This window comes from Shewanella glacialimarina, from assembly GCF_020511155.1.
GTDB classification, from domain to species: Bacteria; Pseudomonadota; Gammaproteobacteria; order Enterobacterales; family Shewanellaceae; genus Shewanella; species Shewanella glacialimarina.
Map to the genome: position 1 here is coordinate 2,237,308 of NZ_CP041216.1, position 22,684 is coordinate 2,259,991.

Below are 22,684 nucleotides of genomic sequence, written 5' to 3' on the forward strand. Positions count from 1 at the left end.
CATCTGTCTAAACGATATCAACAACAGATGAATACTGAATAAATCCGTCTTATAGAGAGGCGTTGATAATAGAAAACAAGATTGCGTTAATTAAGTATTACTCCTCTATCGCAGATTTACCTAAACTCGGTTGCCAAAAACAACGTCTTCTTTTAAGTCTAACCACATTCGCTGCTGAGTCATTACCTTGGTAAACATTTTGCTTTGTAAATAACCATTGAGCCACTGTCGCAGCTTTGGATAAGGAGACTGCAAATACCATTGCCGCTCTACCCTGGCAAACTGACGAACAAACGGCATTAATGCTAAATCTACCAGACTTGGTTTATCTGACATTAAATATTGGTGCTGGCAGAGCCGCATTTCAAGGTCTACGAGATAAGGTTCACACTTTTGTCTATCTTGAATAAGTGAAGTCTCATGATAACGTTTAGAACAGCGATATTGCTCTAAATGTCCTTTAAACTCAGTATCAAACCTTTCAATCATAACTAGCATTTCAGCTAAAGCATTGGGTGCTGATTTGTGGAGGTAGTCATTGGGATCGGTTTGCGAAAATGCCCACTGCATAATCGATAAACTTTCATCAATCACCGCGTTATCAAGTGTCACCAATACAGGCACAGTGCCTTTAGGCGATACAGCAAGCATTTCAGTAGGTTTGTCACTTAATACTAAATCGCGCAAATGAACCTGCTGACCAGAGGCATATATAGCTAATCTAGCGCGTATCGCGTAGGGACAATTTCTTAAAGAATAAATAATAGGTAGTGACATGAAAATATTTCATCAGTAATCCATTTAAAGAAAATACATTATATCACATTGCTAACTTAACTCTGATGCTCTTGATAGCTGTCACATTAAAGATTCTATAAAAAATTAGCATCTCTCATTATCTGTTATAAACCGCTATATATCTGACAATATAAAAACAAAGATTGAAAATAATGAATAGCAGATTAGCTTTGTGGCTGTGCTCACTACCAAGCTAATAAGGTACTAGCCGGTTAAGCATGAGCCTTATGCTTAGCCTTAAATTCATACATTCGACTGTCAGCTAAAGATAAACAATGATATACAGAATTGGCTTCTGAATTACATGCAATACCATAACTAATACCTGACTGCGGCCAACGCTTAACCACCCGTTTATTGATTTTATCCAGCAATTGTTTTGTGTCCAATTTCAGTGCGTCTATTTGATTGCTTTTATCAAATTCACATAACCAAATGAACTCATCGCCGCCAGTTCTAAACACTTGGCCTTTACCTGCTAATTCTTGTGTCATTAATTCTGCAACATAAGTGAGAAAAATATCCCCTTCTGCATGGCCTAATGTATCATTTAGCTTTTTTATACCATCACAATCAATGAAGACCACCAGATAGTTAGTTTCCAGATTCTCAAGTTGATCATTTAATAACAATCGATTACCCACTTTGGTCAACGCATCAAACCGCGATTGATACATGACTTTTTGAAATTCTTGTTGTTTTAACCTTAACCATTCAGATAAAGATAACAAAATACACACACAGTCTAGGGTTAACGCAATTAATACCACTAGTTCAGGTGAGCTGCTGTTGATGATTGCGAAATGTGAAAGCATATAAAAAATCAGCGACAAGCTATACAAAATATTACCGACTAAGAAGTATTTAGCTCTAAAATCATTTTTAGATAGCATACGGTAACCAACAAATAAGCTTAACCCAATCCACAGGGCTGCTAATAAATGTGAAGTATAAAATACCCAAGTAAAGGATAAAAACCACATAATGACACCCGCGCAAAATGCAAAATTGGCATACTTAACCAGTAGCGGGAAGTGGGGTATATTTGATTTATCAAAATTGAATAAATAAAAGGCAAAGTAGCTGGCACATCCTATTGCGAATGGAAAAACATACATGCCGCCATAGGTAGTATTAAACGTTAACATTGGGTACATACTTTGAATAAAGCCAGCCGCTAATGCCCAACCAACTGCATGTAAACCAATATAACCAAAACAGAATAAGGCTACCTTATGTCTGGTTTTTAAAAAAAGGATCAGTGCCATCATAGCTAGAGCTAGCATTACGGCGATCGCCCCGACGGTTAGTGAATTAACAACAAACCTTTGCGGTATAAATTGCGCTTCTGCCACTATCGTTAAATGGACAGGTGTTGGATAATGCGCTGCATTTAGATAAATCCATAACACACCCGATGTTGGTTCATTAAAGGATAATTTGAATGATTGACCATGCATGATAATGGCTGGTGGTTGATTATTAACCTGAGAAAAATCTGCAATCTGAGTTATTTGACCAGAGCCATCTTGCCAGTAAGCCCTGCCTTCATCAACAAAGTTTGCCACTGGCAACACGTACCAAACACCCGCATTACCTACAGCAATAGGTAACCTAGCTAACGCGCCACCACTGTGTCCAAGTAACGAGCTCACTGGTTTTGATGATTCAAGATAAATTTGATTTAATTGCTCTGTATTATCCTTGAGCCGCTGCGGTTCAATGATCCGCCAAATAGATTGATCTAATTGAGTTAGCTTGCCAGAGGGTAAGCTAACTGCATTTCCAGCAAATGAGATGAGGGAAATGGTCAGAAATAAACTAATATAAAATAGCAGAATCCGGTGCCTCATAATAAAGGATCCCTCTTTGTGAAAAGCTGAAAATGTAATTACATGACTTTATAATAAACTATGAACAAAAAACATTACCCCAGCGCCCAAAAAAATTGCAAAAAACATCTCGTAAGCCTCTATTTTAATGTAAATTATAAGCAAGTGAACACAATTATTATCTGCATTAGGGGCTAACCTGACATGAGACTAAATCATATGCTCTATTGTTAGCATAAACAGACAGGAGTCAATTGATGGTGTTGTAAGTAGATACCTTGCGTATATCAATTACGGTGTTATTATTTAATTGATGATGTCTAATCAAAAAAGGATAATATCCATAGATAATTCAAGTAGTAAACTAGAAAGCTTTGGCGAGTTACAGCAAACTCGTGTTATTGCTTTATTCTCCCTAGTTGGCATGTCAATTACCTTTGCCATGGCGCTCTTTGCTATTAACGATAATAATTTTATATTATTTCTAGCCTTAGGCCTATCTAGTGTCATTTACGCTGCAGCTTACTACCTTGTTAAACAAAAAAAACATGTTAAGTTAAGTTCGTACATTGTTATTTATTCACTTTATGTATTGATGTTTTACTTAGTTTACTCGGGCGGAGTTGCCTTAACTGGACCGCTGTGGATTTTTATTGTTCCTCCGGTGTCATTGTATATTCATGGTTTCAAGCGTGGCTTAATCAATATTTTTATTTTTATCGTAATCAGTTGTTTGATTATGTTTTGGCCACAAAATATTTATACCCACGCGGTTTACCCTACCGAGTTTAAACTTAGGCTATTGTATTCATTTTTAACCATCAGTTTTTTATCCGTCCTGTATGAATTTTCTAGAAATGAATTGTATAACAATGCGTTAGTTCTTAACGCTAAGTTACATCATCTTGCTCATTTTGATGAGCTGACCGGTTTACATAATCGCAGAAATGCTCAAGGCATATTAAATCAATACATCAGTGCTGCAGACGTTTCAGCGCCTTTTTCGGTATTATTATGCGACATCGATTATTTTAAGCAGGTTAATGATAAGTATGGTCACAATGCGGGGGATAAGCTATTAGTTGATATTGGAAAGGTATTTAATAATAACTTAAGAGATTTCGATTATGTCGCACGATGGGGCGGAGAAGAGTTTCTTTTTATATTGACCGATACTGATAAAATAAAGGCTTTTGATGTTGCAGAAAGGGTTCGTTGTGCAGTATCACAACACCTTTTTAGTCTGGACGAGGAAGATATCAGCGTAACAATTAGTATTGGTATAGAAGAATACCATTCTCAGTTAACCATAGATCAGTTAATTAATTACGCCGACAAGCATCTCTATGAAGCAAAAAGATTAGGCCGTAATCGCTCAATTCCAGTACCGAAATATTAAACAAGTATTAATCCTGTATGTAGTATTTAACGCAGTTTCTACCATCAGATTTTGCCAGGTAAAGCTGTTTATCCGCACGTGCAAGTAAGGTATCGGCATCATCACCCGTTTTGAAGTTTGAAATACCTATAGATACAGTAACGTGACCAAGATTTTGTTTAGTCTCTTTACCAATTGTTAGCTGTTTAGCAGATACTCGAGTTCTTAATTTCTCGGCGACAATCACGGCATCACTTATTTTGGTGTCTGGCAACATGATAATGAATTCTTCACCGCCATAACGAGCAACGAAATCTTCACCTTTAACAGCATTTTTCAAGGCTAAAGCGACATAAGCTAGCACCTTGTCACCTATCAAATGGCCATATGTATCATTAAAGGCTTTAAAATTATCGATATCGATCAGTAATAAGCAGCAGCCAGTTTGCGTTTCTTGAAAAGAGGTGAGTTGCTCTAATGCAAAAACTTCATAAGCACGACGATTATTTAATGAGGTTAACTCATCTGTCATTGCCACCTTACTTAAATTTTCCATTTCACCTTTTAAGTTAAGCAGTTCATCACCAAGTGTCACAAGATCAGATTTCATTCTATTATTATCAGCAACAACCTGCTCTACTTCTGCCACAATATTGAGTACTAAATCGGCCAACATTTCTGACGATGGGTTTTGTTGTAGTTGCTCACTAAACCCGGATAAATTCTCACCAAATGAGGCTGTACCTTCGGTCATTTGATCAATTTTATTAAATAAACTTTTAATTAGAATATGCGTTTCAATCTGAACATTTTCAATGATTTCAGGGCTACGTTCCTCAATGAAACGATTATAGAGACCCGAGGTAACGCTGGGAGTAAACACGACTCCATTGGCAATTAAGCCATCAATAGCTCTTTTTAAATTAAGATTCGATTCGGCAAAATACTCATACCAAATTGCATAATTTTCTGGGGTCACGGGAATGTTAAGAGCTGTCATTTTAGGTACGGCGAGTCTAAGAATATCTGCTGTTTGCTCTATATTTTGGTTATGCTGCATCATCTACGACTATCCTAATGACATTATGACTGGTGTTAATGACTATAATAATGTTATGTCACACTTGTTATAGAAAAACAATTGTTTACGTGTAAATAGGTGTTAATTTGTTACTGGTCGCATCTGTTATTTATATTATAAAGTTAAAGATTAAATTTAATTTTATTTTTAACGCTTTTGTTATCTCTGTGCGTTTACAATTATATGTTAGGTAAATATTTTGACGTCAAAGAGGTTTTTATGAATTATGTATTACCATTATCAGTTGTACTTTTATCAACTAGTCTGTCAATCTCAGCTAATGTGATGGCGACAAGTCCCGTTTATCAAGAGCAACTAAATACTCTGTCAGCTAAAACGGATGTGTATACCGCAAGTGATTATGTATCTTCAGAGCAAATTAAGATGTTTCCTAAGCCTGATGACAATATGAAACAGCATGTTATAACACTGCCTACGTTATCAAATGAAGACCAGTATATGCTTGAAATCCAGATTGGTCAGAATAAGTTAGTCGATTGTAATCGACATAAACTTATGGGTGAAATTGTGCCAAAAACGGTTGAAGGCTGGGGATATAATTACTTTCAGGTAGATAAAATAATGACTGGCCCAAGTACCATGATGATGTGCACTGAGCCTAAAACGACTCAGTTTGTGATGTTAGGAGAAAGTATAAAAGAGAATTATGATAGCCGTTTACCCAAAATATACTACTTACCACACGATGCACAGCTAAGATATCGCATTTGGCGCGCTGAAACAGCTTTTAGCTTTAGTGGCAACTAACTCTGTAATATATTGTATTTAAATAAGAATCAAGCTCGGTTGTTGTAATTTTTGGCGATACTAGTTTGTATTAACGTGTACTCGTTGCTATGTACTCATTAACAGATATTCGCTCACATTGGATATAATAGCCGAGCATTAAGATAGCGTATGTTAATGCCTATCAATTATTAATATCGTCTTACTCGAACAACTTGCATTGTTTCAACTTTGAAGCCCGCAACAGTCTGCTCTCGTGGATAATAAGTTAAATTCACTTTTTGACCCGCCAAGCTTTTAAATTTTTTATTACGACGATATTTGAAAGGAACATCAAAACCTTTAATCATTAAGGTTTGTAATACCCATTCACCCTGCTCTCGCTGAGTATGCGACTCAACCGTCACACCGTCACTGTGGATTAGGTTTGAATGTTTTTTGAGTAACTCATCACTGTCAGTAGTCATTTATCCTCCAAAGTGTTTACAACATTTACGATCTCTTGATAGCGCCATTCGCTTAATGCACCATATCCAGCAAGATTTTTAACTTTTAATCTGGCAAGAATGGGCACACTCATACCCGCAAGAAACTTTATTAACGTAGAATGAGTGATAGTGATATTTTTAACTTCAACCTGTTGTTTTAATTCAGTTATAAACTGAGAAAGTTGATTTTTATCAATTTTTTGGCTTGTTTGGGTAACAGGCAACTTTGCCACTTTACCGTCACACACACTGCAATGATGGCATTCAATTGGCGCGTTCATGTCATCAAAGTAACACGCTAAGTTTCGCGACAAACACTTACCTAGCTCGAAGAAACGGACTAACTGGGCAATACGCAGTATCTCTTTAGTCTCTTTATCTTTAAAATATGTATGCATTTGCGAAGCAATAGAAACCTCAACAATATCTGTCATATTAACATAAAATACTTGAGTCATTTTCTTTGTTTCTAAAATAATTAATTCTTGCTCGGCTAAGTACTCAAGCGCGGCCACAACTCTTGCTCTGGGCTCATTTGTGGCTTGATGTAATCCATCAAAATCAAGTTGGCCCCAGATTGTTTTGAACTGAGTATGGTCTAGTATTTTTTGTATAAAAGTGGCTCTAGATGGGTCAAAACGAGCCAGCAAAACCCGCTTATCAACTAAAAGTTGGTATTTGAAATCTGCAAAATAAGCAAACGTAGGTTGGATAACGCCTTGCAGTTCAAGTTGAACCAATAGAGTTTTCAAAGGCAATGTTTTAATATTACAGGCTTTGGATAATGCCAGCTCTTGCATTTCCCATTTGCCGGCTTCATCGGTTTCTGTTTTAATAATGTTGAGTAATTTTTCGATATCTTGCAAATCAGGCGTATCGGCGTAAACGAAATTTTCAATGGTATTTAAACCATCTAAATTGGCTAACGTGATACAGCTTGATGCTTGCCCATCTCTACCTGCACGACCTATTTCTTGACTGTAATTTTCGATTGATTTAGGTAAATCGTAATGAATGACAAAACGAATATCTGACTTATCTATGCCCATACCAAATGCAATAGTGGCTACAATGACTTGAATTTGGTTGCTCATAAACTGTTGCTGGATTGACTGCCTAGCTTGGGTATCCATACCAGCATGATAAGCCCGCGCATTGATACCATTGCTTACTAGCGAGCTGGCCACTTGTTCTGCGGTTTGTTGCAATGTCACATATACAATACCACTGCCAAATAAGGCTTGGATTTGGCAGGTTAATTGTTGTGTCTTATCCAGCTTAGCAACAGGCACGACCTGTAAGTTAAGGTTGTCTCGATAAAATCCAGTTTGAATGACATGCAAAGCTTCAATGCCAAATCGGTCACACATGTCCAGTTTAACTTTCTTGGTTGCTGTCGCGGTTAATAGCAGCACTTGTGGAATAGAAAACATTTGGCAAATTTGCGGTATTTTAAGGTAGTCAGGCCTAAAATTGTGCCCCCATTCTGAAATACAGTGAGCTTCATCTACCACAAGTTGAGAAATAGTCACTTGGGAGAGGAACTGCCTGAATCTTTCATTTTTAAACCGTTCAACCGACACCATCAATATTTTACATTCACCCTGCTTTACCGAGTGCATGACAGATTGAATATCTTGTTGATTAAGACTTGAATCAATACTTGCTGCGTTTATGACTTTTGATTTAAGAAAAATCAATTGGTCTTGTATTAAGGCAAGTAAAGGGGATATGACCAAAGTAAGATGGGGGAGATTAATTGCACTGAGTTGATAACAAAGTGACTTACCTGATCCCGTAGGAAATATTGCTAGCGTAGACTGTCCTTGTATAACCTGCTGTATAACCTCTAACTGACCGTCTCTGAAAGTATCAAAACCAAATTGTTGTTTTAACTGTTGATACAAATATGCTGCACTGTGGCGATCGGTCATCAATATATTCCTAACGTTATCATGCTATTTTTGTGCGGGAAGTTTCCTCGCAATATACTTATTGATCAGTTGAGTTAACTTATCTTCAAAAAACTCTTCAAGTTGGGATAAATCAGCGTCACAGGCTAAAACATATTTAGCTGCTTTATCTTTTGTTAATATTTTTCCCGCTAGGCTGTACTGTAGCTCATCTAAACTCTTATCAAATCTGGGGGTGAGCTGCCATTGGCAGATATCAGCATTGAGTGACTGTAATGCACGTTCTGCGATGGAGCAAAATATTTCAATATGATCAACGCCATCAGGCCCTAAGCAACCAGGTTCTAGCCGATACAGTATTACCATTTTGCTATTAACCATGCTTTGACCATGTTCAGTAACGTCATCACCCATGAGGAAATATCCTTAATATACCTGCATCAATTCAGTACTATAATCTTACTTGTTATTAATTTAGATCGCGAATAAATTAACATTGGTGACTATTTCGCTGCATGTACAGCATCAAGATACTGCTGTTGATAATCACTAATTGGCGTTAATGTGTCTTTTGCGCGTCGATTTCTACCCAGTAATGATGACTCAACAAACAAGTCGAACCATTTCTGAAGTACGTTACCATTTAAAGGCTCTCCAGCAGCTTCAAGCGCTAATGCTGCTACTTCAGCAGTGCCTAACTGAAAGTCATGACTGCCTTTTCGAAGTGCATAGGTTGCCAGTATCTCAGGAGAAAAAGACAACACGGGCATAGTTTGAAGATAAGTACTTTTACGATACATTTTTATGGCTTCACGCCAACTGCCATCAAGCAGCACTAATAAGGGACGCTTGCCCGCTAATTGCTGCGTGTCAACATGATTGATAACAGGCTGATGACTTTCAATGTACTGCTGAGGAAAAATTAAATAAGGCTGATAGATGGGGTTATCTAAGAGTGCCAACATTGCTTGAGGCGGATTTGTTCTGTCCCATAAAAAAGCATGAGTGTCTGGAATCAGATCGGCAATTAATCGACCAGAGTTAGTCGGCTTTAACACTTCATCATTATACATTACCAACAAAAAACTCACTGTCGATGTCAGTAACTGTCGTAAAGCACAGGTACAAAATTGCTCACCTAACAGACACAAGTCACAACGAACGAGCTTCTTTCCTCTGGCACCAAATGGCTTAGTTGAGAGTGACTTCCTATATAAATAGAGTTGATGAACAGCGTGCTGTGGCGCATTTGACTTGTCAGTCATAACTTTCACTTATGCAATGAAAAAATCACCACTTAGATAAGTGATGATTTTTAGATAATTAGCTGGCTATTATAAAATACGTTTTAGCAAAAAGTCTGCTTTTAATCGCCGTATTCGATTCATTATCTTTTGAACCGGCTGCGGGTAAGTACGTAATGCGTCTAATTGACTGTAGTGAAATAAGCGCTCTGTATATTGCAGAATATGGATTTGCTCATCAATAAACTGTTGCTTCCAGCTGCCGGATTCATCATGTAATAACAGGCCGTTTTCTAGATCTAATGCCCATGCCCTAGGGTTTAGATTAGAACCGGTTATCAAATGTTTTCTATCATCACAACTGATGCCTTTAAGATGATATGAGTTATGTTCATGCTTCCACAAGTGGATACTCAATAGCCCTGATTCAATGGCCCACTGCTGACGTTTGGCAAACTTGCGTAATGACTGCTCATACATATAAGGTAAGGCGCCAATGGTTGAGAAATCTTTTTCTGGTGGAATATAAAAATCATTGGCGGTTTTATCGCCAACAACAATATCCACTTTGACCCCCTCTTTTAGCTTCTTGTTAATGACTTTAGATAACGCTGCTGGCGGATTAAAATAGGGCGTACAAATGAAAAGGCGTTTTGATGCACTGTCAACCAAATCAATAATGACTTGATTTAACGTATTGTCTTTTTTTCCAAGTCCAACAAGTGGCGTGATTCTATTACCAATACGAGTAGATACATATTCATAGTGAGCTTGTGATAAACGGTTTTTAAAATTGCGAATATCATTTTTGTCACTAACTACTTCGGTTTCAGCTGGCTGTGTTAATGCTGTTACCGCAGGATCGTTAATAATGTAATCTTGGATCATAGTGCGCATACTTTGCGCAAGTTCAGCACTTTTAATCAGATGATATCGATCAAAACGATATTTATCACCTTGCTGCATATAAATATTATTAATACTTGCACCACTATAAATAACAGTGTCATCAATAATAAAGCCTTTTAAGTGCAACACGCCCATAAATTCACGTGATTTTACCGGAACCCCTAAAATATCAATTGGGTATTGTGCTGCAGCGATGGCTTTTCTATATAAGATATAGTTACCGCTATCACCTTTTTGGCCAATTAAACCTCTTCGAGCCCGATGATAGTCAACCAGCACTTTGACATCGAGTAAAGGGTTATTGGCTTTGGCTGTTAGTAAAGCCTGTAGCACTTCCCTACCTGCTTCGTCATCTTCAAGGTACAAAGCGGCAATATAAATTGATGTCTTAGCTGACGCGATTTGACTCATTAACGTTTGTTTAAAATTTTTGGGTGTTAATAACCAATTTAACGCATCAGGCGATAATGAAATTCCACCAAGCTTGTCCAGCAAGGCATCCTCCTTAAAATTGTGTACCATTACGATAGTAACTTTCACGCTCTAAAACATGAAAAATGACAACAATATCTTTAATTGATGATTGTACCGTTAATATGATATCGCGAACGGTGTACTCGACAGCATCTTGAATAAGTTTATCACGGGGAAACCAAGATATTTCGATCAACGCGAGTCCCAAAAATGGATTCGCACCACTAAATTGCTTTGATTCAATCCACTCTAATGAATAACTACTCTTTGCATTACCACAGAGTAAGGAAAGTTGTTCAAATAATGGTTGGCTGATCTGCTCCGCAACGTATTGGTTTACACCACGTATTGTAATGTGGGGCATATCGTTCATTCTCACTGTGAACAAGTAGGCATAGAAAGTACCGATTTAAAAACTATTGAGCAAGAAATTTCTGTTAAAACCCCTCATAGCTGTATTTTTAGTAGTTTAAATGTTCATTTTTATGGCGTAGAGTCCGAAATAATTGTAAATTTTTATTTTATACAAACCATTTTAAAACGCTTACAATTACCATAATTTACCTAGATTGATTACCTTAAGTTGCTGATACATGCGTTTACAAAGATTGTTAAACTTTTTCATTACCGCTTTAATGTTATTTTGCTTAGATAGCTCAGCACAGCAAGCATTAACTCATACGCAAATAGAACAAGGCATTGCTGAAGATCAACTTCATGTTGCTGCAATAATGAATTTGATCAAGCCTGAGTCATCACTCATAGCATTAAGTGTTTGGGATTTAGCTGATAATAGAAGCGTATTTCAACAAAATTCAAATGCATTGATGAACCCTGCCAGTATACAAAAATTACTAACGGCATTAGTCAGTGCAAAACAACTTGGCCAATCATTTCAATATAGAACTCAGCTTTTAAGCAATCAAAAACTCGATATCATAAATGGTATATTGAAAAATGAACTTTATGTTACTTTTTCTGGTGATCCAACTCTAAAGCAACGCCATTTAAACGCCTTGATTAATCAGTTAAAACAAGCGGGTGTTCACACTGTTAATGGCAACATACATCTTATTGGCCATCACCAAGATCAGCTTCAAGCACCCGGTTGGGTGTGGGATGATTTAGGTATTTGTTATGCTGCACCTATCTCCAGTTTCATTATTGATAAAAATTGTGTTTTCGCTAGGCTTAGCGCAAATGGTTACAACAAAAAGGCGACCTTAAAAGTCATGGGGAAAAGACCGATATATGTTGAAAATGAAGCCGTTTTCGCGCCATATCAGCCAAGTGCTATTCCATGCGATTTACAGTTAATAAGAAAAGACAGTAATCATTTTACTCTTAAAGGTTGTTACGCTGGAGCCAAATCTTTACCGTTAGCCATTGCAATTAACGAACCTCAAGGTTATGCCGTGAATGTTGTTAAAGCGATTCTTAAGCAACAAAAGATAAGGTTAACCGGCAAAGTTGTTGTTGATACAACACGGACAATATCAAATGATAATTTCCAGCCTATCGCTACGCATTTATCTGAACCATTGCCTAAGCTTATTGACGAGATGTTACTTAAATCAGATAACCTGATGGCTGAAGCTTTGTTACGAACAAGCGCCGAAGATTTTACACAACAGCCATTAAATTTTAAGCAGACAACACAAGCTTTAGTCGTCATGTTACAGGAATTGGATATTGAGCTTGAAATGGCAAACATTGCCGATGGCTCAGGACTTTCTCGCTATAATTTATTATCTGCAGAACATGTTATGGCAGTTTTAAAAGTCATTGCCACTCATCAGGATTACCAATATTTACTCAACAGTCTGCCTGTTGCCGGAATAAAAGGCACCTTAAAGTACAAGCGTTATTTTAATAAACCACCTTTAAAGCACAAAGTCATGGCAAAAACGGGCAGTATGTTAGGCGTGTCGAATTTAGCGGGTCAGTTTGAAGCATCTAATGGTAAAAGGTATCTGTTTGTGCTGTTCGAAAATGGTCTTAGTCCGAAAATCCAGCAACAACAAAAAGCCCCTTTTTCGGCTATTTTATTGCAGAACCTAATGGACATGCCTTTAGTTCATCTATCAAATTAGTGCATCTACTAAATTAGTACGTTTACCAAAATATCACTCTATTCAGTAGGGTAAAGTCAAATAACAGCCAACAAAAAAGCACCTTTCAGGTGCTTTTTAAAATTGGTGGTGTTACCTTTGTTAGTACATGATGACTTTGTTAAAACATTTCAGCCGGCATCTGCATAATAGACACATCACCATGATTAACCTGAGACAAATGGTAATCCACTTTAACCAGTAATTTATCCATATAAAAGTCAGCTAAATAGCGCTTTTGTTGGCTAAAGTCTTTATCAATGTGATGAGTAGACTTATCCGCCATAACTAACCAGAAATATCCATATAATGCATAACCAAATGCATCCAAATAATCGACCGCACTAGCATTAATCAATGCAGGATGAGCTACTTTATTATCGTTAATGTAGGCCGCTGTAACTAATAAAGCATTCAATCGTTCACTGACTGCAGCAATATGCTTTTCGGATACATGGGTAAGGGTTTGCAGAGTTTGAATTGATTCTTCAATAAATAATGTCAAAGCAACTAAATTATCTCCGGTCACTTTACGGCCTAAGAAATCAATGGCTTGAATACCATTTGTACCTTCGTAAATTTGAGCAATTCGAGTATCACGTACAAATTGTTCTATTCCCGTTTCACGAATATAACCATGACCACCAAAAACTTGCTGCGCCATAATAGTCGCATCAAGGCCTCTATCGGTTAAAAATGCTTTCGCAACAGGTGTTAATAATCCGACATACTGGCTGGCTTTGGCTTTTACATCGCCTTCGCCATATTTAGCCAAATCAAGTTGCTTGCCAGTCAATACCGATAAGGCGCGCCCAGCTTCTGTCATTGCACGAATCGTGAGTAACATACGACGCACGTCACCGTGCACAATAAGGGGATCTGACACGCCAGTTGGCTTAGTGCCTGCGGCTACGCCTTGCAAACGCTCTTTAGCATATTCACTGGCCATTTGATAAGCTGCTTGTGCGTTTCCTAGCCCTTGTATGCCAATCGCTAAGCGTTCATAGTTCATCATGGTAAACATACACACTAGGCCACGATCTGGCTCGCCTATCAAATAACCAATGGCATTATCATAATTCATCACACAAGTCGCTGAGGCTTTCAGCCCCATCTTATGTTCAATTGAACCAACAGTTACGCCATTAGCCTCGCCTAAGCTTCCATCTTGACTAACTTTGATTTTAGGCACTAAAAATAATGAAATGCCTTTAGAATCTGGCAGCTTTGCTAACACTAGGTGAATAACGTTCTCAGTTAAATCCTGATCGCCGCCCGTGATAAAGATTTTATTACCTGTGATGGCATAACTGCCATCCTCTTGTGGTACAGCCTTAGTACGAATACCCCGTAAATCAGACCCTGCATGCGGCTCTGTCATATCCATGGCACCAGCCCATTGACCAGAGTATAAATTAGGTAAGTAGGTTTGTTTTAACTCATCACTAGCATGGGCATTGATACACAGTGCTGCGCCAGCCGTTAGAGAGCTATAGAGAACAAATGAATTACAAGCACTGTAGCCCATTTCGTCGACCAGAATACCTAGCATTTTAGGCATACCCATGCCGCCAAATTCGGCATCACCACAAAGACCTACCCAGCCGCCTGCAGAAAATTGATTGTATACTTCTTTAAATCCATCGGGAGTAATAATTTTATCACCATGATGGACGACGCCTTGTTCGTCACCACTTCGATTTATAGGGTGAAGTAAGTCACGACTGATCTTGTTGGCTTCATCAAGAATAGCAACTGCAGTGTCCATATCAACCATGTCAGCTAATTCTGGTAATTGTTGCCAGGTATTTGTGGCATCAAATACGTCTTCTAACAAAAATTTCATGTCCTTTAGGGGCGCTTGGTATGGGTTCATATCAGTCTCTCAAACGAATAATTAAAACAGGTGTTTAAATTTATATAATTTACCCGCTGAATACAAGTGCAAACTGGCTGATTTGCGATATTGCGTTAAAATTATACTACTGAATATATTTACGAATGCTTAACCGTTTTAGGCCATTTTTAAGTTAGAATACCTGCAATTGTTAACGATGTAGATGTAATGATGCCCCTGCAAAAATTTTATGACTCTCTTGAACAAGTGACTATAATTGGTAATGCTGATGGCGATTGGCTGCCATCAGCTAGTGGTGTGTCGATCACCTTTAATGCTACGCAACATAAAGACACTATTACTATTTGTAACGGTCCTTATGCCGGTGTAGACGAAGCATTTACAGTAGAAAGAAGTCATAACGATGCTATTTTTGTGCAAATATTAACCACAGTTGCTGACAGCCTAGTAAAAAGAATTGATTGTTGGCCGTCGTCTGGGCTTGTTACTGCAGTAATTTCTGCGATGATCTCTAAAACTGTTTACTTAACTCGCATGTCATTATTGCCTTCATTGGCAAGAAGCGTAACCATGGGGGAAACAGAAACTTTACCCTGTATGGTTCATAATTGGCTTGGTGAGAGGCGTATTGCATTAGGGATAGCACTCACTCATCCTCATCTGCATTGGCCCGAACTTTATGTGAAACCCAAATTTAACTCATCAATTGCTACCCAAAAGGGATTTAATCCAATTTCAGCATTATTGGGTGAGCATAATGATATGCAGACCCCGGCTTTAAAATGCCAAGTAACGCTACCTGATGACTATGTTGAGCAGCTGCAAATACTGAAACAAATAGCGAGTTTAGACGCACACTTCTGGCTTGAAGCAGCTAACATAAATAACCTACTTAAATGTGAAAAACTATTTTATAATCAAACACCTGAAAATGGATTGTCCAATTGGTTTTTGATGGATTTTAATGCATCTCAGCATCTAGATGATATTCGCCATCATCTAGCATATTGCCAACAAATTTTGGCATTTAAAGCATTAAGGGTATAAAAAAAGCCTCAATCAATTGAGGCTTTTTTTATGTTGCAGTAATTATTTACCACATCAGATCATCAGGAATAGCATAATTAGCATATGGGTCATCTGCATCAGCAACTTGTGCGACTGCATCTTGTGCGCTTGAATCCCATAAGTACCCGCACCATTGAGGCACTAATAAATTAACTCTCATCGCCAATTTATGGGGGACTAAATAGCTTTTATCTTCATAACGAATAATACCCAATGAGCCATTTAATAATTGACCTTGAATTTTGTCATTAATATAGACAGAAAAAATCTTTTTTTCTAAGGTGTAGTTAAATTTAATCTCTGCATCTTTTGGAATAGAGATGGCAAATTTTATGAACTCAGAGATTAGACCTTTCACTTGGCCTTTTTCTGTTGCTTCATTAAAGCGTTGTTCATTCAACTGCTTATCTTTTTTAGCTTGAAGCTGTTTTTGCTCTGCTATTTGTTGCTTTAATACCGCGCTACCGTCATCAACGTTGGCTTTCTTATCGCGACGCTTCTGTGTTTTCGCATTTTTAACGCTTTGTTTGCTAGTTAAACCCGCTTTGAGTAATTGATCTTGTAATGCATTTGCCATGGTAGAACCCTTAATTATAATCCGTGTTTTGCTGCCAAACTGCCTAATTCGGTCATTGCGATACTCGCGCCCCCAAGTGACCAGCCACCGTCCACTGGCAACACGACGCCTGTGATATAAGAAGCCATATCGGAAGCTAAAAATAATGCGGCATTGGCAATATCTTGTTTCTGGCCATTACGTTGTAATGGCACACTAGAAGCGACTTTTTGTTGTAATGCTTCACTGGGAGCCAGTCTATTAAAACCTTCCGTACCCTCAATTGGTCCAGGCACGATTGAATTTATCCTGACTCCCTCTATCCCCCACTCTAAAGCTAAAGTTCGCGTTAACATATCGACCCCTGCTTTAGCAGCGCAAACGTGAACCTGCAAAGGCATGGCGATATAGGCTTGAGGTGCTGAAATTTGGATAATAGAAGCTTTGGGGCGTTTCAGTAAAAGATAAGCTTGTTTAAGCACTTGAAAACTGCCAATAAGATCAATATCAATAACTGACTTGAAGCCATTATTAGACAGTTTAGCTGCACTGGCAGGAAAATTACCTGCCGCGCCACTCACTAATACATCGATATGACCATAGGTTTGTGCAATAGTTGCAAACCCTATCGCTAAAGCGTTTTCATCTCGTACATCAAAACAGACGCCGATGTGTGTGCCACTTGGGTTTGCTTGCTTTAATAATTCAACAGCTGAGTTCACTTTGTCTGCTTTTCGACTGGCGACGGCTACATTGGCGCCAGCTTGGGCGAAACAGATGGCAACGTGTAAATTGATCCCAGAAGTGCCACCGACAACAACAACATTTTGACTTGTATAATCAAACATATTTTATCCTTAATGCGTTCAGCAAGTGAGCTACAAAATTAGCGATACTATTAGACTTGTAAAGATTGATGTATTGCCGTCAGCGCTGCGAGAGGATCTGCAGCCTGGGTAATAGGGCGACCTATTACTAAGTAATCAGAACCTGCGATAATAGCTTGTGGTGGCGTCATAATCCGATGTTGGTCGCCTGCATCACTTCCTACAGGGCGTATGCCAGGGGTAATTAAATTAAAATCTTGACCAAAAGTCGATTTCAATAATTTTGCTTCCTGGGCCGAGCACACTACACCGTCTAAACCAGCTTGATGTGTTAGCTTAGCTAAACGTAACACATGTTCAAATGCTGGTACGTTAATACCAAGCAAGACTAAGTCTTCATCAGACATTGAAGTTAGTACAGTAACCGCAATTAATAATGGTGCATCTTTACCATATTTGTCTATGGATTGTTTTGCCGCTTGCATCATGGCTAAGCCGCCACTGGCGTGCACATTGGTCATCCAAACGCCCAGATCAGCTGCGGCACTAACAGCTTTAGCCACAGTATTGGGAATATCATGAAATTTAAGGTCTAAAAACAAATCAAATTTACGCTGATGAATATCGTTGACAAGTGCTGGCCCAAACAAAGTGAACATTTCTTTGCCGATTTTTAACCGGCATAAAGCAGGATCAAGTTTATCAATAAGCGTTAAGGCTTCAGCTTTGTTGTTATAATCTAAAGCCACAACAATAGGTTTATCAGTCATACTTTCTCCAACGTTTACAATCAATTTTTTGAATTTTTATTTGCGCTAAAACCCAATGAGAACAAAAATCTATTCACCATCAAGCCCTTTTATTCGCTTAATGCTGCCCCAATGCTTACAAGAAGGACAATGCCAATACAAGGCATGCGCAGGAAAACCACACTCACGGCAGCGGTAGCCAGGTCGAAATTTAATTTGTTGTTCTACTAATTTTTCAAGCATAGATAAACTTTGTTTAGCTTTACCATCTTCAGCTTGCTTAATATGTAGCTTCATTAAGTGCTGAAAACCTTTCATGGTGGGATGTCGATATAAATTATCTAACATCATAGCTTCAGCTGAATCACTATTATTTTTTGCAATCTGATGCTCTGCCAATGCAATAGCAACACTCGCACCCGCGCCTTGTTTTAATGCCAGACTCAAAAGTTGCTCATAACCTTCGCTGTCCGATGACTGGCGGTAAACTTGTTTGGCAATGTTAATACTGTCGGGGAACAGTGCTATATCAGCATCAATTAATTGAAGTAACGAATCCTTACATTCTTTTATCTGATCACTATCGAGATAAATATTCGCTAATCCAAGCCATGCACGCCCACAACTGACGTCCTGCTTGATGGCTAATTGAAGTTTTTTAATTTTGACGAGCATGTCTGTAGCTTGATCAGCAAGCTGACAGTAGAAATGTGCGGTGGTAACTTTAAACACTTGTTGACGCTTTTTAGGCAGTTTTTTTGTCACATCAATGGCATTTTGCCATTCCTTAGTGACCTGATAGATTGAAATAAGCTGAGATTCGGCCTCTTCACTGTGATCATCTTGATTGACAAGATTAAGAAAGATTTCTTCTGCCCTATCGTAAAATCCGGCAGCCATATAATCTTTACCTAACTCCATCATAGCGATATCACGTTGTTCAGCGGTCAAGTTTGGTCTAGCGATAAGATTTTGATGAATACGAATAGAGCGGTCAACCTCACCCCGTTTTCGAAATAATGAACCTAATGAAAGATGAGTATCTATTGTTTCATCATCAACATCTAGCATACTAATAAATAGATCAACGGCTTTATCTGACTCATTAGAAAGTAAAAAATTCAAGCCAGTAAAATAATCACGGCTTAATTTTTTACTTTTTTGACTATCGCGCTGCAGAATACTTCTGCGCCCCATGTACCAGCCGTAACCGGCTGCGATAGGCAATAATAAGAACAAAATTTCAAGCATAGTTAGCTAACGGTATCCGCATTAAGTTGCTCTGTTGTCCGTTTAGTCGGTATAGCCGTAATGTGACCAAGTCTGCTTAGACTTTTATTGGCTTTACGCAGTGCCAACTTCATTTTCATGATATAAAAACTGGCTAATATCCAACTCAACATAAAACCCGATAAAAAAACCACAGCCAAAACAACCGGCAAACGATATTGCCCTTCTGCGATAAAATAACTCAATGTCACTATCTGCTCATTTTTAGCACCAAACAATAATGCCAAAATAAACAACAACCCAACAATAATGATTGCAAAAAAAGACTTCACGGGATTCTCCATCAGAACAAAGCAATGTAATGATTATCTAAGATATTTAAGGCGCTGACCAGCTTTGACTTTCAATAGGTACAAAAAAGCCTCCAATTGGAGGCTTTTTATTCAAGCGTTAATCATTGATTAACCGCATCGACACGTTCGCGCAGTTCTTTGCCTGGCTTAAAGTGCGGTACATATTTGCCATCCAATTCAACTGAGGTACCAGTTTTAGGATTACGGCCAACACGTGGTGCACGATAATGAAGCGAGAAACTACCAAATCCACGGATTTCTATACGATCCCCGCTTTCTAATGTTGTCGCCATTTGGTCCAACATTTCTTTTATGGCAGCTTCAACCTCTTTCGCCGACAGTTGCGACTGCCTAGTGGCGAGTTTTTCGATAAGTTCAGATTTTGTCATCTTAGTTATTTCCTATTTCCAAGCCAAACACAGTCGCCTAATGGGGAGGCTCTCTCCCCATACAACAGGCGATTTTCGATTACTTACGAGCAGCTTTAAACGCTTCAGCCATTGCATTGCTGATAACCGCGTCATCTTGCTTGTTCAAAGTAGCGATAGCTTCTTTCTGTTCAGCTTCATCTTTCGCTTTGATAGATAAGCTGATAGAACGATTCTTACGATCTACGCCCATGAACTTAGCTTCGATAGCATCACCTACTGAGTATACAGTAGATGCATCTTCAATGCGCTCAGCAGAAATGTCAGCAACACGGATATAACCTTCAACAGTATCAGCTAGTTCAACTGTAACACCTTTAGCATCAACAGCAGCAACGGTACCGTGTACTACGGTGCCTTTCTTCTTGTCAGCTAAATATGCATTGAATGGATCATCTTCAGTTTGCTTAACACCTAGGCTGATACGTTCACGTTCTGGGTCTACTGAAAGAACCACTGCATGGATTTCGTCGCCTTTCTTGTACTCAGACACTGCATCTTCGCCAGTACCGTTCCAAGAAATATCAGATAAGTGAACAAGACCATCGATTCCACCGTCAAGACCGATAAAGATACCGAAGTCAGTGATTGACTTGATCTTACCAGATACTTTGTCGCCTTTGTTAAACTTAGTTGCGAAGTCATCCCATGGGTTAACTTTACACTGTTTAAGGCCAAGAGAAATACGACGACGTTCTTCATCGATGTCTAATACTAACACTTCAACTTCATCACCTAAGTTAACAACTTTAGATGGGTGAATGTTTTTGTTAGTCCAATCCATTTCAGAAACGTGAACTAAACCTTCAACGCCTTCTTCGATTTCCACGAAACAGCCGTAGTCAGTTAAGTTAGTTACGCGACCAGTAAGACGTGTGCTTTCTGGGTAACGCTTGCTGATTTCTAACCATGGATCTTCGCCAAGTTGCTTAAGACCTAGTGACACACGAGTGCGTTCACGATCGTACTTAAGTACTTTAACGTTGATTTCGTCACCAACATTAACGATTTCAGATGGGTGCTTAACACGTTTCCACGCCATATCAGTGATATGTAATAGACCGTCAACACCACCTAAATCTACGAATGCACCGTAGTCAGTAAGGTTCTTAACGATACCTTTAACTGCTTGGCCTTCTTGTAGATTTTCAAGAAGTGCATCACGCTCAGCACTGCTTTCTGATTCGATAACAGCACGACGAGAAACAACAACGTTGTTGCGCTTCTGATCAAGCTTGATAACTTTGAATTCTAATTCTTTGTACTCTAAGTGAGCGGTGTCGCGAACTGGGCGCACGTCAACTAGAGAACCTGGTAAGAAGGCACGGATACCGTTTAATTCAACAGTGAAACCACCTTTAACTTTACCATTGATGATACCGATTACAGTTTCAGCATCTTCGTACGCTTTTTCTAGAACGATCCAAGCTTCATGACGCTTAGCTTTTTCGCGAGACAGTTGAGTCTCACCGAAGCCATCTTCAACAGAGTCAAGCGCAACATCAACTTCATCGCCAACTTGAATTTCTAAAACGCCTTGTGCGTTTTTGAATTCGTCAGCATTGATTGGGCTTTCAGACTTAAGGCCTGCGTCAACAAGTACCATACCGTTTTCGATGGCAACAACGGTACCACGAACGATAGAACCTGGACGAAACTCCAGAGTTAGAAGGGATTGTTCAAATAGATCAGCAAAAGATTCAGTCATGTTTTTGGGTTACTTTATGTAATAAACCACCATCCATCCTAGATGTGGAGTCTAGTAATATAATCCACGTCATCCATAACGCGAATACCTACAGCTAGTTTAGCTTAAATAACTAATAAAGTTACTATTTATCTTAACTAGTCTGTAATTTTTTTATTTACGTGCTCTAACACTAGAGCCAGTACACCTTCAATTGAAATGCCACTAGTGTCTATCACTAAGGCATCTTCTGCTGGCACTAACGGAGAAGCTGAACGATTGATATCACGTTCATCCCGCTCGATAATTTCAGCTAAAAGGCGGTCGATTTTAACATCGAAGCCTTTGTCCTGCAACTGATTAAAGCGTCTTTCAGCACGCTCTTGGGCAGAAGCCGTTAGGAATATCTTGGCTGGGGCTTGGGGGAACACGACGGTTCCCATATCTCTGCCGTCAGCAACTAAACCTGGCGTGGCAGAAAAAGCACGTTGGCGACGTAATAATGCTTCGCGTACACGCGGTAATGCTGCGACCTTAGAAGCCGCATCTGAACATTCTTGACTGCGGATGGTTGTCGTCACATCCTCGCCTTCAAGTACCACTTTAATAGCATTACTGTCTGCGTGAGTCAGAAACTGCACATCTAAATGAGCAGCCATTAACGTTAATGCTTCTTCGTTACTTAATTCTATATGATGGTGAATAGCCGCAAGTGCTAGTACGCGATATATTGCGCCGCTATCTAATAGATGCCAACCTAAATGTTTGGATAATAATTGGCAAATAGTCCCTTTTCCTGCACCGCTTGGACCGTCCACAGTCACTATTGGAGCCCGTTCAGTCATAAATTCCTCCGAAAAACATCATCCCTGAATATAAAAAAGGGTTTAGCCAAAAATAAGCGGCAGCATTGTATAACAATTTTCAATAAAAAGCCGTTGCTAAGATAAAAT

22 protein-coding genes are annotated in these 22,684 nt (G+C 38.8%); 4 read left to right on the plus strand and 18 right to left on the minus strand.

Annotation, left to right across the window (positions count from 1 at the left end; translation table 11 throughout):
• Window positions 1-120 precede the first annotated feature (120 nt).
• Window positions 121-777, minus strand: a complete 657-nt coding sequence (locus FJ709_RS09750) for a glutathione S-transferase (protein ID WP_226409885.1) — start codon at window positions 775-777, stop codon at window positions 121-123.
• A gap of 233 nt (window positions 778-1,010) precedes the next feature.
• Window positions 1,011-2,651 carry a GGDEF domain-containing protein gene (locus tag FJ709_RS09755; RefSeq protein ID WP_226409886.1) on the minus strand — a complete coding sequence of 547 codons (1,641 nt, stop codon included), beginning with the start codon at window positions 2,649-2,651 and terminating at the stop codon, window positions 1,011-1,013.
• Between the two features lie 292 nt (window positions 2,652-2,943).
• On the opposite strand from FJ709_RS09755, the gene FJ709_RS09760 reads away from it, so the two are divergent.
• On the plus strand, window positions 2,944-4,029 hold the full coding sequence (locus FJ709_RS09760) for a GGDEF domain-containing protein (RefSeq protein ID WP_226409887.1): 1,086 nt from the start codon (window positions 2,944-2,946) through the stop codon (window positions 4,027-4,029).
• 7 nt (window positions 4,030-4,036) lie between these two features.
• On the opposite strand, the gene FJ709_RS09765 is transcribed toward FJ709_RS09760, so the two are convergent.
• On the minus strand, window positions 4,037-5,068 hold the full coding sequence (locus FJ709_RS09765; protein WP_226415923.1) for a GGDEF domain-containing protein: 1,032 nt from the start codon (window positions 5,066-5,068) through the stop codon (window positions 4,037-4,039).
• Between the two features lie 240 nt (window positions 5,069-5,308).
• On the opposite strand from FJ709_RS09765, the gene eco reads away from it, so the two are divergent.
• Entirely contained in the window at window positions 5,309-5,857 is a 549-nt protein-coding gene (eco, locus tag FJ709_RS09770; RefSeq protein ID WP_226409888.1) for a serine protease inhibitor ecotin, read from the plus strand.
• Window positions 5,858-6,027: 170 nt separating this feature from the next.
• Here the strand turns inward: eco and FJ709_RS09775 are convergent, their stop codons facing one another.
• From FJ709_RS09775 to FJ709_RS09800, 6 genes are all read right to left on the minus strand, one after another.
• Window positions 6,028-6,303 carry a hypothetical protein gene (locus FJ709_RS09775; RefSeq protein ID WP_226409889.1) on the minus strand — a complete coding sequence of 92 codons (276 nt, stop codon included), beginning with the start codon at window positions 6,301-6,303 and terminating at the stop codon, window positions 6,028-6,030.
• The gene (locus tag FJ709_RS19715; RefSeq protein WP_226409890.1) at window positions 6,300-8,258 is read right to left on the minus strand and encodes a RecQ family ATP-dependent DNA helicase; all 1,959 of its coding nucleotides are present in this window, start codon (window positions 8,256-8,258) and stop codon (window positions 6,300-6,302) included. The genes FJ709_RS09775 and FJ709_RS19715 overlap by 4 nt, the downstream gene beginning before the upstream one ends.
• Before the next feature lie 24 nt (window positions 8,259-8,282).
• On the minus strand, window positions 8,283-8,651 hold the full coding sequence (locus tag FJ709_RS09785) for a hypothetical protein (protein WP_226409891.1): 369 nt from the start codon (window positions 8,649-8,651) through the stop codon (window positions 8,283-8,285).
• Window positions 8,652-8,740: 89 nt separating this feature from the next.
• Window positions 8,741-9,502: a tRNA-uridine aminocarboxypropyltransferase gene (locus FJ709_RS09790; protein WP_226409892.1), complete on the minus strand. Its 762-nt coding sequence runs from the start codon at window positions 9,500-9,502 to the stop codon at window positions 8,741-8,743.
• 69 nt (window positions 9,503-9,571) lie between these two features.
• Window positions 9,572-10,885, minus strand: coding sequence for a CDP-diacylglycerol--serine O-phosphatidyltransferase (gene pssA / locus FJ709_RS09795; RefSeq protein ID WP_264177943.1), 1,314 nt, complete (start codon window positions 10,883-10,885; stop codon window positions 9,572-9,574).
• A gap of 10 nt (window positions 10,886-10,895) precedes the next feature.
• Window positions 10,896-11,228, minus strand: a complete 333-nt coding sequence (locus FJ709_RS09800; protein ID WP_226409894.1) for a DUF1904 family protein — start codon at window positions 11,226-11,228, stop codon at window positions 10,896-10,898.
• Between the two features lie 229 nt (window positions 11,229-11,457).
• On the opposite strand from FJ709_RS09800, the gene dacB reads away from it, so the two are divergent.
• Entirely contained in the window at window positions 11,458-12,957 is a 1,500-nt protein-coding gene (gene dacB / locus FJ709_RS09805) for a D-alanyl-D-alanine carboxypeptidase/D-alanyl-D-alanine endopeptidase (protein ID WP_226409895.1), read from the plus strand.
• A 139-nt stretch (window positions 12,958-13,096) separates the two neighbouring features.
• Here dacB and FJ709_RS09810 read toward each other — a convergent pair whose 3' ends face one another.
• Window positions 13,097-14,851 carry an acyl-CoA dehydrogenase C-terminal domain-containing protein gene (locus tag FJ709_RS09810; RefSeq protein ID WP_226409896.1) on the minus strand — a complete coding sequence of 585 codons (1,755 nt, stop codon included), beginning with the start codon at window positions 14,849-14,851 and terminating at the stop codon, window positions 13,097-13,099.
• Between the two features lie 189 nt (window positions 14,852-15,040).
• Between FJ709_RS09810 and FJ709_RS09815 the strand changes: the two genes are divergently transcribed.
• Complete coding sequence (locus tag FJ709_RS09815; protein ID WP_226409897.1) at window positions 15,041-15,880, plus strand: hypothetical protein; 840 nt, start codon at window positions 15,041-15,043, stop codon at window positions 15,878-15,880.
• A 46-nt stretch (window positions 15,881-15,926) separates the two neighbouring features.
• Here FJ709_RS09815 and FJ709_RS09820 read toward each other — a convergent pair whose 3' ends face one another.
• The 8 genes from FJ709_RS09820 to cmk form a co-directional block, all read right to left on the minus strand.
• On the minus strand, window positions 15,927-16,478 hold the full coding sequence (locus FJ709_RS09820) for a DUF2058 domain-containing protein (protein ID WP_226409898.1): 552 nt from the start codon (window positions 16,476-16,478) through the stop codon (window positions 15,927-15,929).
• A gap of 14 nt (window positions 16,479-16,492) precedes the next feature.
• Window positions 16,493-17,305 (minus strand): SDR family oxidoreductase, encoded by an 813-nt coding sequence (locus FJ709_RS09825; RefSeq protein ID WP_226409899.1) that lies wholly within the window; start codon window positions 17,303-17,305, stop codon window positions 16,493-16,495.
• Between the two features lie 50 nt (window positions 17,306-17,355).
• Entirely contained in the window at window positions 17,356-18,054 is a 699-nt protein-coding gene (pyrF, locus tag FJ709_RS09830; RefSeq protein WP_226409900.1) for an orotidine-5'-phosphate decarboxylase, read from the minus strand.
• Between the two features lie 69 nt (window positions 18,055-18,123).
• A complete protein-coding gene (gene lapB, locus FJ709_RS09835) occupies window positions 18,124-19,284 on the minus strand; it encodes a lipopolysaccharide assembly protein LapB (protein ID WP_226409901.1) in 1,161 nt (386 codons plus the stop codon).
• 2 nt (window positions 19,285-19,286) lie between these two features.
• Window positions 19,287-19,595 (minus strand): LapA family protein, encoded by a 309-nt coding sequence (locus tag FJ709_RS09840; RefSeq protein ID WP_226409902.1) that lies wholly within the window; start codon window positions 19,593-19,595, stop codon window positions 19,287-19,289.
• 122 nt (window positions 19,596-19,717) lie between these two features.
• On the minus strand, window positions 19,718-20,005 hold the full coding sequence (gene ihfB / locus FJ709_RS09845; protein WP_226409903.1) for an integration host factor subunit beta: 288 nt from the start codon (window positions 20,003-20,005) through the stop codon (window positions 19,718-19,720).
• 79 nt (window positions 20,006-20,084) lie between these two features.
• Window positions 20,085-21,752, minus strand: coding sequence for a 30S ribosomal protein S1 (gene rpsA / locus FJ709_RS09850; RefSeq protein ID WP_226409904.1), 1,668 nt, complete (start codon window positions 21,750-21,752; stop codon window positions 20,085-20,087).
• Window positions 21,753-21,889: 137 nt separating this feature from the next.
• Window positions 21,890-22,576, minus strand: a complete 687-nt coding sequence (cmk, locus tag FJ709_RS09855; RefSeq protein ID WP_226409905.1) for a (d)CMP kinase — start codon at window positions 22,574-22,576, stop codon at window positions 21,890-21,892.
• Window positions 22,577-22,684 lie beyond the last annotated feature (108 nt).